Here is a 12718-nt window from a genome sequence, read left to right on the forward strand (position 1 = left end):
TTTTCAATCTTCTGACTTCCCGTTACAATAAAGGAATACATAAATTGAAAAGAGACGGAGGAATGCATCATGAAGTTTTTAGTTGTCGGAGCTGGGGGAGTGGGGGGATATATTGGCGCGCGTCTTGCAGAAAAGGGAAATGACGTTACATTTCTCGTCCGTCAGAAGCGGGTGGAACAATTAAAAGAGATGGGATTGACCGTCAAAAGTGCAAATGGTGATGTTTCAATCAAGCCGAAATTAATGATGGCGGGCGAAGAAGGAGCATTTGACGCCGTTATTATCGCTTCAAAAGCGTATTCTTTGCAGGACGTCATTCGGGATGTCAAACCGTTTGTCAAACCTTCGTCGGTCATTATTCCTTTTTTAAACGGATACAGGCACTATAACCAGCTGTTTGAAGCTTTTTCAAAACGGCAGGTGCTGGGCGGCCTCTGCTTTATTGAGAGCGCCCTTAACGACAAAGGGGAAATTCTTCATACGAGCGCTGCCCACCGCTTTGTTTTCGGTGAATGGAACGGGGAACGCACAGAACGTATGAACGAGCTGGAAAACGCATTTGCAGGTGTGAAAGCGGATGTCATCATCAGCCGGGATATTGAAAAGGACATTTGGAAAAAATATATGTTTATTGCCGCGCAGGCGGGAGTGACCACTCTGTTTCAACAGCCGGTCGGACCGATTTTAGAAACAGAAGGCGGCCGTAACACCGCAAAGCGCCTCTTTGCTGAAATCGGAGCCATTTTCAAGGCTGCAGGCATTCCGAAGGACGCTGACCTTGAAGAAGAGAGTTATCGCACATTGACAAGCATGTCTTACCATATGAAATCGTCGATGCTGAGAGATATGGAAAAGGGCAGGGTGACGGAAGGTGATCATTTACACGGATTTTTGCTTGAGAAAGCGAAAGGCTTGTCAGTTGATACACCTGTTTTGGAAACCGTCTGCGCCAACTTGCAAATGTATGAAGCGAAATAAAAAAAGGAGGCCTGATCGCCTCCTTTTTTATTAAAATGCCCAGTTTCCGTTTCTGAAGATCGGTTCTCTTTTGCCGTCCGCCGTAATGCCGTCGATATTCATATCTTTGGAACCGACCATAAAATCTACGTGTGTAATGCTTTCATTTAAGCCCTCTTTGACAAGCTCTTCCCGTGTCATTTGTTTACCGCCCTCAATATTAAAGGCATACGCACTGCCGATCGCCAAGTGGTTAGAGGCGTTTTCATCGTACAGTGTGTTGTAAAATAAAATATTTGATTGTGAAATCGGTGAATCGTACGGCACTAAGGCCACTTCTCCGAGATAGTGTGAGCCTTCATCGGTTTCGACGATGCCTTTTAAAATCTCCTCGCCTTTTTCAGCTTTCACATCGACAATGCGGCCGTTTTCAAAGGTAAGAGTGAAGTTATCAATAATGTTGCCGCCGTAGCTCAGCGGTTTCGTGCTGGAAACCGTGCCGTTCACCCCGTCACGCTGCGGAAGGGTGAAAACCTCTTCTGTCGGCATGTTGGCCATGAATTCGTGCCCGCTCTCATTCACGCTTCCCGCGCCTGCCCATACATGTTTTTTCGGCAGTTCAATGGTTAAGTCTGTTCCTTCAGCCTGATAATGCAGGGCGCTGTAATGTTTTTTGTTCAGGTGTTCCACTTTTTCATGAAGATTTTGATCATGTTTTTTCCATGCTTCCACAGGGTTTTCTTCATTTACGCGGGTCGTTTTGAAAATTTCTTCCCATAAAAGCTGAACGGCTGTTTCTTCCGGCTGATCCGGGAACACTTTTTTCGCCCAGCCTGTTGAAGCCGCTCCGATCACCGTCCAGCTGACCTTATCTGATTGAATATATTGTCTGTATGTATGCAATGCTTTTCCGGCGGCTTTTTGGAACGCTGCAATCCGTTTGCCGTCAGTGCCTTTTAACAGGTCGGGGTCGGATGAGACGACAGAAATAAACGCAGCCCCTTTTTTCGCGAGCTCTTCTTTTCCTTTTGCTTCCCATTCAGGATACTCTTCAAACGCTTCAAACGGTGCCATCTCGTATTTTAATCTGGACAGTTCATCGTCCTGCCAATTTACGGTGACGTTTTTTGCGCCTTTTTCATAAGAATGTTTGGCAAGCAGTCTGACAAGTTCCCTAACATCAGTTGAGGCATTGATTACGACATGCTGTCCTTTTTGGACATTGACGCCGACTTCTACCGCCAGCTGAGCATATGTATGTAACTTTTCAGTAAACGAACTCATCGTTCATTCCTCCTCATCGGTTTTTCTCATCATATCAAATATCGCCTCATAAAGGAAAGAAAGGAGCACAAACGAAAAAGACACAGCTTTTGCTGCGTCTTTACGGGTGATTCAGTTTTACGGCGCCGCCGGCCGGAGAATGGGGCATATTGGCCAGTGAAATGCTCATACCCCCCAAAATAATTCCGCTTAAAATGACGGCTACTGCTACGCGTCTTCCCACATCTCTAAGCATATGCTTCCTCCTTAATGTTTCTCCAGTTCTCACAATATGAGCCGGCCGGAGAAAAAAGAAGCACAATCTTATTATTTAATCGCTTTTTGCAGCTTGTCGATGACGTCTAATGAACGCCCAGTGCCGATAGCCACTGATTCAAGCGGATTTGCCGCCAAATGAACGGGAACGACGATTTCTTCTGTCAGCCATTCTTTCATCCCGTTTAAAAGGGAGCCTCCGCCGGTTAACACGACGCCGCGGTCAACGATATCACCGCTGAGCTCCGGCGGACAATCTTCAAGTGTCGCTCTGATCGCTTCAAGAATATGTAAGAGCGACTCACGCATCGCGTGCTGAATTTCATTAGACTGCAGTCTGATTGTCTTCGGCAGACCGGTTACAAGGTCACGGCCGCGGATTTCCATCGTTTCCGGCACATGTTCAATCAATGCAAAACCGATTTCCATTTTCACTTGTTCTGCCGTACGTTCCCCGATCAGCAGGTTGTATTTTTTTCTGACGAACGAGGCGATATCTTCATCAAGCTGGTCGCCGCCGATTCTGATTGAATGGCAGGATACGACGCCTCCGAATGAGATGATGGCGACTTCAGTCGTACCGCCGCCGATATCTACGACGACGTTTGCGACCGGCTCGTCAACAGGGAGGTCGGCCCCGATTGCAGCGGCTACGGGTTCTTCAATCAAGTGAACGTTTTTCGCTCCGCAGTTTTTGACAGCGTCACTGATGGCGCGGCGTTCAACGGCTGTTGAGCCTGAAGGCGTGCAGACGACGACATTCGGTTTGCGGAAAGTCATTCCGATTTTTTTTCCGGCTTTTTTCATAATGTGTTTTAATAAGTCAGTTGTCATATCATAATCAGCAATGACACCGTCTTTCATCGGCCGTACGGCGACGATTTTCCCCGGCGTCTTTCCGATCATGCTTTTGGCATCCGTTCCGATGGCAAGCACCGCTTTCGTTGTTGTATCTACAGCGACAACGGAAGGTTCGTTTAAAATAATTCCTTTATTTTTACTGTAAACAAGTATATTAGCGGTTCCTAAGTCGATTCCGATCTCAGTTGATTGAAACATGTTTTCACCCAATCCCTATCCTGATTTAATTGATTCTACATTTAAAGTTTCTGAGAAAAACCACGATTTTTGGGGGTTTCCGCCGGGAATGAAATGTTTTTGTAAAAAAGGAGGGAAAGTCTGTATCCCATATTTCAAAAGGATTTTCTTCTGTAAAAAAACATTCAGTTCCGGATGCTGAGAAACTTTTGCTCCGTTCCTTTCGTCTACGTTTATGAAGGATTTTCCTTGGACATAAAGAAGAGACATTAAAGGAAGTAGGGGATTTCTATGAAATCAATTGGTGTAGTAAGAAAAGTAGACGAACTCGGGCGTATTGTCATGCCGATTGAATTGAGAAGAGCATTGGATATCGCTATTAAAGATAGTATTGAATTTTTCGTTGACGGAGACAAAATTGTCTTAAAAAAATACAAGCCGCACGGCATTTGCTTAATGACGGGGGAAATTACCTCCGAAAATCAGGAGTACGGCAACGGCAAAATTATTTTAAGTCCTGAAGGAGCGAAAATGCTGCTTGAGGAAATCGAGGAAGCGTTAAAAGATAGATCATAATCAGCAAAAAGGGCGGAGCAACATTCCGTCCTTTTATTATGAACTTGTGCAAAAACTCACGGGAAAAGTAAGCGAACCTGCTCAATTAATTGGGAATAGTTATCATTTTTTAGTCAATAATGCAGTCAACAATGTTACAATATATGTAGAAATGCTAGCGGCAGGTGGGACTATGGGAAAATATCAAGCGCGTATCATTTCCTTAATCTTGGCAATGATTTTTATTATGTTTTGGGATTATTTATTTTATATGATTGAACGGAATCCGATTAACTGGCCAGTTGACATCACCTTTACCGCCGTCACATTAATCGGCGTCTGGCTGCTGGCTTATTATGTGGACAATAAAAAGCAGCTGCTGGCGGAGCTGAAGGACAGCGAGCAGAAAGCAAAGGCGCTTTCAGATGAGAAAAACCGGATCATGGACAATCTGCAGGAAATCGTTTTTCAGACGGATGCACAAGGGAATATTACATATTTGAATCAGGCCTGGACGGCGATTACGGGCCACTCCATCAGCGAATGTATGGGCACGATGTATAATGATTATTTTATAAAAGAAAAACATATCATTGATTATATTATCTCCCAAATCAAGCAGCAGTCCCCGTCAGGAATGTTTACGGCCAAATATATTAAAAGAGACGGCTCGATCTTTTGGGGAGAAGTCCATTATAAGCTGTATTATGACCGCAGACAGAAATTTGTCGGAAGTCTGGGGACGATGTCTGATATCAGTGAACGGAAAAAAGCGGTCGACGAGCTTCTGGAAACGAACGAACGCCTTGCCATGCAATCTCAAAAGCTGGCCATTGCCGGGGAGCTTGCGGCAGGAATCGCCCATGAAGTAAGAAATCCTTTAACGTCAGTCAGCGGCTTTCTCCAGCTGATGAAAGCCCAGTATCCGGAAAGAACGGATTATTTTGATATTATTTTTTCGGAGATTAAAAGGATTGATCTCGTGCTGGGGGAGCTGCTTCTGCTCGCCAAGCCGCAGACCGTGACGTTTACCGCTCATCATCTCAACCATATTTTAAGGCAGGTGGCGACGCTTCTTGACACGAACGCGGTGCTGTCGAACACTGTGATTGAGAAGGATTTCAGGCAGACTGAGTCCTGTATGGTCAACGGTGACGAAAACCAGTTGAAACAGGTATTTATCAATATTATTAAAAATGCGATTGAAGCGATGCCTGACGGCGGGAATATTCATATTTATACAAAACGGGATGAAGAATACGCGGTGATCAGCATACAGGATGAAGGAAACGGCATGTCGAAAGAAAAGCTTGAAAACATCGGGAAACCGTTTTTCTCAACAAAAGATCAGGGAACGGGTCTCGGTCTTCCGATTTGTTTACGAATTCTGAAGGAGCATAATGGTAAACTTAACATTAAGAGCAAAAATGGAGAAGGCAGTACGTTTCAGGTGATTCTGCCGTTAGAAGCGGCTGCTGTCCAAAAGGAGGAAAAATAACTTGCTTCTTTTTGTATACGGTTTGTTACGGAAGCGTGAAGAAAACCATGAACTGCTGAAAGGCGCTCCGTGTGTGTGCGAGCAGGCCGCGATAAACGGTGTGCTGTACGAAACGGATAAAGGTCAGCCTGCGGCGTCTTTAGCAGAAACAGCTTTTGTGTACGGGGAATTGTATGAAACAGATCATCAGATGATCCGTAAGCTGGATGCGTATTATGCTGATTTTGATCGGAAAGAGGTTGCCGTGACGACGGATGCCGGGAATAAAACCGCCTTCGCATATGTCGTAAAGCCCGGCCAGTGTGCCTCATTCAGCCGTATCAAAAGCGGAGACTGGAAAGAATACCGTTTTATGAAACGGGAGGATGACAGTCCGGTTTATTATTTCGCTTACGGCTCCTGTATGGACAATGCCCGGTTTAAACAGGCGGGGGTCGACCACTTTTTTGCCGAGCCGGTCGGAGGGGCGGTTGTTGAAGGGTATTCGACGAGATTCACGTTAAGGCGTCCTGACGGTTCCAGAGCCGATCTTGTTGAAGACGGGGGACGAACTGAAGGCGTGCTGTACAAGCTCCCGTTTGAAGCGGCAACCTATCTGTACAAAAGAGAAGGTGTTGATAACCACACATACCGTCCAGCATTCATAGAAGTGTGTGCCGGCGGCCGTGTATACAGAGGCGTCCTGACGTTTCTCGTTCTTGATAAAGCTGAGGAAATTGCGCCTCCGGGTCACTATCAGGAAGAAATCGAACGCGGAGCGGACCTGTATTTATCGCCCGCCTTTTCAGAAAAGCTTAAACGCTATATGAACTCATTGCCGAAAATGTGATACTATTCCTATTAGAGATATTGTTTAAAGGAGTACTGTTATGAGAAAAGAGTTTGCCGTTATCGGTCTCGGACGCTTCGGCGGAAGTATTTGCAAAGCATTAAGTGAAGAAGGCCTTGAGGTCATGGCGATGGATATTGATGAAGATAAAGTAAATGAATACGCCAAAATCGCATCACACGCGGTCATCGGCGATTCAACCGATGAATCGGTGCTGAAAAACTTAGGGCTGCGCAACTTTGACCACGTCATTGTGGCAATCGGCGAAAATATACAGGCGAGCATTTTAACGACGCTGATCTTAAAGGAACTCGGCGTGAACACGATCACGGTTAAAGCGCAGAACGATTATCATGAGAAAGTGCTTGCGAAAATCGGGGCCGACCACATCGTCCACCCTGAACGTGACATGGCAAAACGCATCGCCCACAACATCGTATCAAATAATGTGCTTGATTATTTGGAGCTGTCCGACGAACACAGCATTGTGGAGATCGTGGCCAACAGCAGGCTTGCGGGCAACACACTGCTTGACCTGGACATCCGGGCGAAGTACGGCATTAATATCGTGGCCATCAAGAGAGAAAAAGAAGTGATCGTATCTCCGCTGGCGACTGAAATGATCCAAAAAGAAGATATTCTCATCGTTATCGGCTCTCTTACGGACATTTCCCGATTTGAAAAAAGAGTGCTTCATACAAAGTGAAAAGCCGTCCGTAAAAGGGCGGTCTTTTATTATGTCAGAATAGTAAGACATTTATCGTGTAAGCGGTATTTTCTGCGATTTTTATTGACTATGATCAAGCGATCCGATAGCATATTGTACCATATAAAGAAAAAGAGGAGGCCTCATTTTGAACAAAGAAACACTGGCTGAACGGCTGAATGCATCAGCCGGCAGACAAAAAGCCGATACCGTCATTAAAAACGGAAAAATCATGGATGTATTTAACCAGGAATGGATTTCTGCAGATATCGCCATTACGGACGGAGTGATCGTCGGGCTGGGCGAATATGAAGGGGAAGAAGTCATTGATGCAGAAGGCCAAATGATCGTTCCGGGCTTTATTGACGGACATGTTCATATCGAGTCCTCTATGGTTACTCCGATTGAATTTGCTAAAGCCGTCCTCCCACACGGAGTGACTACGGTCATTACTGATCCTCACGAAATTGCGAACGTTTCCGGAGCAAAAGGCATTTCATTTATGATAGAGCAGGCGAAAAAGGCGCCGCTGAACATCCGTTTCATGCTTCCTTCCTGTGTTCCCGCCGCTAGCTTTGAACGCTCAGGAGCCGTATTAAAAGCCGAGGATTTAAAGCCTTTTTATCAGGAGAAAGAGGTGCTCGGACTTGCGGAAGTAATGGATTATGTGTCTGTTGCGGAAGGTCAAGAGGATATGCTTCAGAAACTGCTTGATGCCAAGCGTCACGGAAAACGGATCGACGGGCATTTAGCCGGACTCTCTTCAGATATCATCAATATATATAGAACCGCAATGGTGTCAAATGATCATGAAGTGACGACAAAAGAAGAAGCGCTGGACAGAATCAGACGGGGGATGTATGTCATGCTGCGCGAAGGATCGGTGGCAAAAAATACGCTCAATGTGCTGCCGGCGGTGAATGAAAAAAACGCGCGGCGCTTTTTCTTTTGCACGGATGATAAGCATGTAGATGATCTGCTTTCAGAAGGAAGTGTGAACCACCAAGTCAAAATGGCGATAAAGGCGGGACTTGATCCATTCCTTGCGTATCAGCTCGCCAGCTTAAATGCGGCTGAGTGCTACGGTCTTGAAACAAAAGGGGCGGTAGCGCCGGGTTTTGACGCAGATCTGCTGTTCATTTCAGATGTACGGGAGGCTGCCGTCACGAAGACCATGGTCGCCGGCCGGACCGTTGCCGAGAACGGACGCACGGTTTATGAACAGTCTGCCGGTTCCTATTCGCCGGACCAGGCGCTGTTGGATACAGTGCGGCTGAAAGCGCCGCTGACTGAATCGGATTTTCATATACCGATTCAAGAGGGCAAGAAAATGAACGTAATCGAAATGATACCGAATCATTTGGAGACGAGAAAAAAAGAAGTGCCTGCACCGTCTGCTGACGCGTTTCGTCCTGATACAGAAAATGATTTATTAAAAATCGCCGTCGCAGAGCGGCACAGCGGCGAAAAAATGATAGGACTCGGGATTGTACAAGGGTTCGGGTTAAAAGAAGGCGCCATCGCCACAACCATTTCTCACGATTCCCATAATATCATCGCCGTCGGTACAAACGATGCCGATTTGGCAAAAGCAATCAACAGGCTCCGTGACACCGGAGGAGGATTAACAGCCGTGAAAAACGGAGAATTGCTTCATTCCGTTCCGCTTCCGATCGCCGGGCTTTTGTCTGATAAGTCGGCGGAATGGGTCAATGACAGCTTGGGCGTGCTTCATGAAAAGCTTTCTCTGCTCGGATTCACCGGTGATTTCAATCCGTTTCTCACATTATCGTTTTTAGCGCTTCCGGTGATTCCGGATATTAAAATGACGGCGGCCGGTCTGTTTGATGTCAAAGCCTTTCAGCATATTCCGCTGCAATAAAAAAACTGCACTCGTAATGAGTGCAGTTTTTTTTAGACCTCCATAATGATCGGAAGGATCATCGGGCGGCGTTTTGTTTTTTCGTATAGGAACGGAGCTAGTGTATCGGTAATTTCGTTTTTAATTTCGGACCACTGCGTTGTTTTCCGATCCATTACTTTCTCCAGATGGTTCGAAATGAGCTGCTGCGCGTCATTGATCAAATCACCGGATTCTCTCATGTAAACAAAACCTCTTGAGATTAAATCAGGTCCCGCCGAAACCTTAAAGTCGTCCATATTGATGCTGACAACAACGATAACAAGGCCTTCTTCTGAAAGAATGCGGCGGTCGCGGAGCACGATATTGCCGATATCACCGATTCCGCTTCCGTCAATGTAAACGGAGCCGGACGGAATTTTGCCTGCCACAGCGGCTTCTTCGCCTTTGAGGGCCAGCACTTCGCCATTATCCATGATAAAGCAGTTTTCTTCAGGTATGCCGCAATCAGTCGCGAGTTTGACGTGCATTTTCTGCATTCTGTACTCACCGTGAATCGGCATAAAGAACTTCGGTTTGATCAGGCGGAGCATTAATTTCTGCTCTTCCTGTCCGCCGTGTCCGGATGTATGAATGTCATTCAATGAACCGTGAATGACTTCTGCGCCCGCACGGTACAGCTGGTTGATGGTGCGGCTTACGCTGATTGTGTTTCCGGGAATCGGAGAGGAAGAAAAGACGACCGTATCTCCGGGATTAATGGAAATCTGCCGGTGCGTCCCGTTAGCGATGCGTGATAACGCCGCCATCGGTTCACCTTGGCTTCCCGTACATAAAATTGTTACCTTATTGGCAGGCATACGATTGATTTCGTTATGCTCAATAAACGTATTTTTAGGACAGGTAATGTAACCGAGATTTTGTCCGATTTCAATAGCCGATTCCATACTGCGTCCGAATACGGCAACTTTTCTGCCGTTTAAAACGGCTGCTTCAATCACCTGCTGAAGACGGTGTATATTTGAAGCGAATGTCGCAAATATAATTCTGCCGTCCACTTTTCGGAAAATATCGTGAATGCTTTCGCCTACGCGGCGTTCTGACATGGTGAAATCAGGAACCTCACTGTTTGTACTGTCAGAAAGCAGGCACAGAACGCCTTCTTTCCCGATTTCAGCCATCTTAGTCAAGTTTGCCGGTTCGCCTACCGGTGTGAAATCGAACTTAAAGTCCCCGGTATGTACGATATTGCCCGGCGGTGTTTTGACGACGATTCCGTATGAATCCGGAATGCTGTGTGTCGTTCTGAAGAAGGATACAGACGTCTTGCGGAACTTCACGATGTCGTCTTCACCGATGATGTTTAATTTGGTCTGTCTTAACAGCCCGTGCTCTTCAAGTTTATTCCGAAGTAAGCCGATCGCGAGTTTACCGCCGTAAACGGGAATATTTACTTGTCTGAGCAGGTACGGAATACCGCCGATATGGTCTTCGTGACCGTGGGTGATAAACAGACCTTTAATTTTATCTTCATTTTTTACTAAATACGTGTAATCGGGGATTACGTAATCAATGCCGAGAAGTTCATCTTCCGGGAACTTGATTCCCGCATCAATCAGTACAATTTCATCCTGAAACTGCACCCCGTACGTATTTTTCCCGATCTCGCCCAATCCGCCGAGGGCGAAAACGGCAGTCTGGTCATTTTTTACAAATTTCATTCCGCTCATAACTCCAATACTTTAAAATTTTCGCTCTGCTTCTCATATTCTAAAAAAGCACCGTCCACAGGCTGAACAAATTCAATGTTGTATTTCTGATCTTTCAGTTTCGTTCTGACGTCCCGTTCTGAAACGCCCTCAATGTAAAGTGAATCTGTTTTTTCCCGAACAGGTACTTCGTCAGCCTTCTCTTGATAAAATACCTTATAAATCATCCAAATCTCTCCTTAAATGCCGTATGTTAGACTCGCTTATTCTATTATATTCGAAAACGGATTATAAGGAAAGTCTCGAGCAAAAAAGGGACTTTCAAAAACCGAAAGATCCCTTCTACGCGATGACTTTTTTCCGGAGCATTCCGCCCCACTGTCTTCTGAGTTTCTTCCGTAATCGGCGCAGCATCGTATACCTCCTTTAAAGCCCTTTATAGCAGTAGTATGCGGAAAAAATGAATTTGTTTTCGTGGGTAAAACTGGAATTTCATCAATGCGGTTTTCCGGAAGAAAAACTTTATGTATGATGATATTGAAAAAGACACGACTGATAAACGGGAAAAAGGAGAAATTGACATGAAACCAAAATTGATTTTTTTTGATATTGACGGCACGATCTATGACCATGATAAACATATTCCCGATAGCGCAAGAAACGCCGTGAAGGCGCTTAAAGAGGCTGGTCATCACGTTTTTATCGCCAGCGGAAGGTCCCCGTTTATGGTAAAACCGATTCTGGAAGAGCTTGAGATTGAATCATTTATTTCATACAACGGCCAGTATGTCGTATTTGAAGGTGAGGTCATTTATAAAAATCCGCTTCCTGAAGATGCGGTTGCGCGTTTATTAAAGCAGGCGGCAGAAGGGGAGCACCCCGTCGTATTTATGGCGGAAGACACGATGAAAACGACCGTCCCCGGACATCCGCACGTCTCGGAAGGTATCGGCAGTCTGAAAGCGCCTTATCCCGAAGTTGATGAAACATTTTATAAAGGAAAAGAAATTTATCAGCTGCTTTTATTCTGCCGCGGACATGAAGAAAAAGCATATGCCGCTTTTCCGGAGTTTGATTACGTCCGCTGGCACGAATTGTCAACTGATGTGCTTCCGAAAGGCGGTTCAAAAGCGGAAGGCATTAAAAGAGTGCTTGAGCGGCTTCCGTACGGGGTAAGTGACACTTATGCATTCGGCGACGGATTAAATGACCTTGAGATGATCCGTTTTGTCGGCACCGGGGTGGCGATGGGAAATGCGGTTCCGGAATTAAAAGCTGCCGCTGATTTCGTCACAAAGCCGGTGGATGAGGAAGGAATCAGCTGGGCCGTCAAAGAACTGGGCCTTTTGAAATAGAGAAAACCGGCACTTTGGGAAGTGCCGGTTATTTTTAACGGTCAATGGCAATGGCGTTTTCAGGTTCTTTGAACGGATTTTCTTTATCGATATGGTCGTAAAACATCACGCCGTTCAGATGATCGATTTCGTGCTGAAACACGATGGCCGGAAAACCTTTGAGGCGGATGTCAATCTGTTCTCCTTCAAGCGTCACCGCCTTTACGCGGATGCGGGCGTAGCGCGGCACATAGCCGGGAATGGGTTCGTCTACCGACAGGCAGCCTTCTCCGCTCGTCAAGTAGCTTTTTTCCACTGAGTGGCTGACGATCTTAGGGTTAAAAAGAGCATAGCTGTATAAAGTGCCTTTCGCATCTTCTGCATGGACGGCGATCATCCGTTTTTTTACGTCTGTTTGCGGAGCGGCAAGACCGACGCCCGGACGAAGCTTGTATTTCTCGGCTAATTCAGGATTTTGGCTGTTTTTCACAAACTCAATCATATCAGCAAGATGCTGTTTTTCTTCGTCAGAAGCGGGAAGCTGAACCTCTTCAGCGATCTCTCTGAGCGCGGGATGTCCATCGCGTACAATATTTTCCATAGTAATCAAGAAACTTCACTCCTAAAGCTTAATATGTAAATTATAGCGAATTTCTTTATCGCGGCGCAACGAAACAATTGGCCGGCCATAG

13 protein-coding genes are annotated in these 12718 nt (G+C 45.9%); 7 read left to right on the top strand and 6 right to left on the bottom strand.

From position 1 onward, the window contains the following. Positions 1 to 69: 69 nt before the first annotated feature. Positions 70 to 978 (top strand): ketopantoate reductase family protein, encoded by a 909-nt coding sequence (locus tag U2H13_RS07565; RefSeq protein WP_376700756.1) that lies wholly within the window; start codon positions 70 to 72, stop codon positions 976 to 978. Positions 979 to 1008: 30 nt separating this feature from the next. On the opposite strand, the gene U2H13_RS07570 is transcribed toward U2H13_RS07565, so the two are convergent. The 3 genes from U2H13_RS07570 to mreBH all read right to left on the bottom strand — a co-directional run bounded on the left by U2H13_RS07570 (position 1009) and on the right by mreBH (position 3555). Continuing rightward, a complete protein-coding gene (locus U2H13_RS07570; protein ID WP_007409644.1) occupies positions 1009 to 2241 on the bottom strand; it encodes an aminopeptidase in 1233 nt (410 codons plus the stop codon). A 100-nt stretch (positions 2242 to 2341) separates the two neighbouring features. After that, positions 2342 to 2476 carry a protein YkpC gene (locus U2H13_RS07575; RefSeq protein ID WP_003154559.1) on the bottom strand — a complete coding sequence of 45 codons (135 nt, stop codon included), beginning with the start codon at positions 2474 to 2476 and terminating at the stop codon, positions 2342 to 2344. A gap of 71 nt (positions 2477 to 2547) precedes the next feature. Continuing rightward, positions 2548 to 3555: a cell shape-determining protein MreBH gene (gene mreBH / locus U2H13_RS07580; RefSeq protein ID WP_014417632.1), complete on the bottom strand. Its 1008-nt coding sequence runs from the start codon at positions 3553 to 3555 to the stop codon at positions 2548 to 2550. 270 nt (positions 3556 to 3825) lie between these two features. Between mreBH and U2H13_RS07585 the strand changes: the two genes are divergently transcribed. The 5 genes from U2H13_RS07585 to ade all read left to right on the top strand — a co-directional run bounded on the left by U2H13_RS07585 (position 3826) and on the right by ade (position 9004). Further along, complete coding sequence (locus U2H13_RS07585) at positions 3826 to 4110, top strand: AbrB/MazE/SpoVT family DNA-binding domain-containing protein (protein WP_024085249.1); 285 nt, start codon at positions 3826 to 3828, stop codon at positions 4108 to 4110. Between the two features lie 172 nt (positions 4111 to 4282). Next, positions 4283 to 5587, top strand: coding sequence for an ATP-binding protein (locus tag U2H13_RS07590; RefSeq protein ID WP_014417634.1), 1305 nt, complete (start codon positions 4283 to 4285; stop codon positions 5585 to 5587). A 1-nt stretch (position 5588) separates the two neighbouring features. Next, positions 5589 to 6416, top strand: a complete 828-nt coding sequence (locus tag U2H13_RS07595) for a gamma-glutamylcyclotransferase (RefSeq protein WP_014417635.1) — start codon at positions 5589 to 5591, stop codon at positions 6414 to 6416. A gap of 40 nt (positions 6417 to 6456) precedes the next feature. Further along, positions 6457 to 7122, top strand: coding sequence for a Ktr system potassium transporter KtrC (gene ktrC, locus U2H13_RS07600; protein WP_003154554.1), 666 nt, complete (start codon positions 6457 to 6459; stop codon positions 7120 to 7122). Between the two features lie 148 nt (positions 7123 to 7270). Next, positions 7271 to 9004: an adenine deaminase gene (gene ade / locus U2H13_RS07605; protein ID WP_053285007.1), complete on the top strand. Its 1734-nt coding sequence runs from the start codon at positions 7271 to 7273 to the stop codon at positions 9002 to 9004. 32 nt (positions 9005 to 9036) lie between these two features. On the opposite strand, the gene rnjA is transcribed toward ade, so the two are convergent. Then, positions 9037 to 10704: a ribonuclease J1 gene (gene rnjA / locus U2H13_RS07610; RefSeq protein WP_003154550.1), complete on the bottom strand. Its 1668-nt coding sequence runs from the start codon at positions 10702 to 10704 to the stop codon at positions 9037 to 9039. 5 nt (positions 10705 to 10709) lie between these two features. Continuing rightward, complete coding sequence (locus tag U2H13_RS07615) at positions 10710 to 10919, bottom strand: DNA-dependent RNA polymerase subunit epsilon (protein WP_003154548.1); 210 nt, start codon at positions 10917 to 10919, stop codon at positions 10710 to 10712. Between the two features lie 354 nt (positions 10920 to 11273). On the opposite strand from U2H13_RS07615, the gene U2H13_RS07620 reads away from it, so the two are divergent. Continuing rightward, on the top strand, positions 11274 to 12047 hold the full coding sequence (locus tag U2H13_RS07620; RefSeq protein ID WP_015239775.1) for a Cof-type HAD-IIB family hydrolase: 774 nt from the start codon (positions 11274 to 11276) through the stop codon (positions 12045 to 12047). 34 nt (positions 12048 to 12081) lie between these two features. Here the strand turns inward: U2H13_RS07620 and def are convergent, their stop codons facing one another. Further along, positions 12082 to 12636, bottom strand: a complete 555-nt coding sequence (gene def, locus U2H13_RS07625) for a peptide deformylase (protein ID WP_003154544.1) — start codon at positions 12634 to 12636, stop codon at positions 12082 to 12084. Positions 12637 to 12718: the final 82 nt, after the last annotated feature.

The organism is Bacillus sp. A1, from assembly GCF_042296235.1.
In the GTDB taxonomy this organism is placed as follows: domain Bacteria; phylum Bacillota; class Bacilli; order Bacillales; family Bacillaceae; genus Bacillus; species Bacillus velezensis.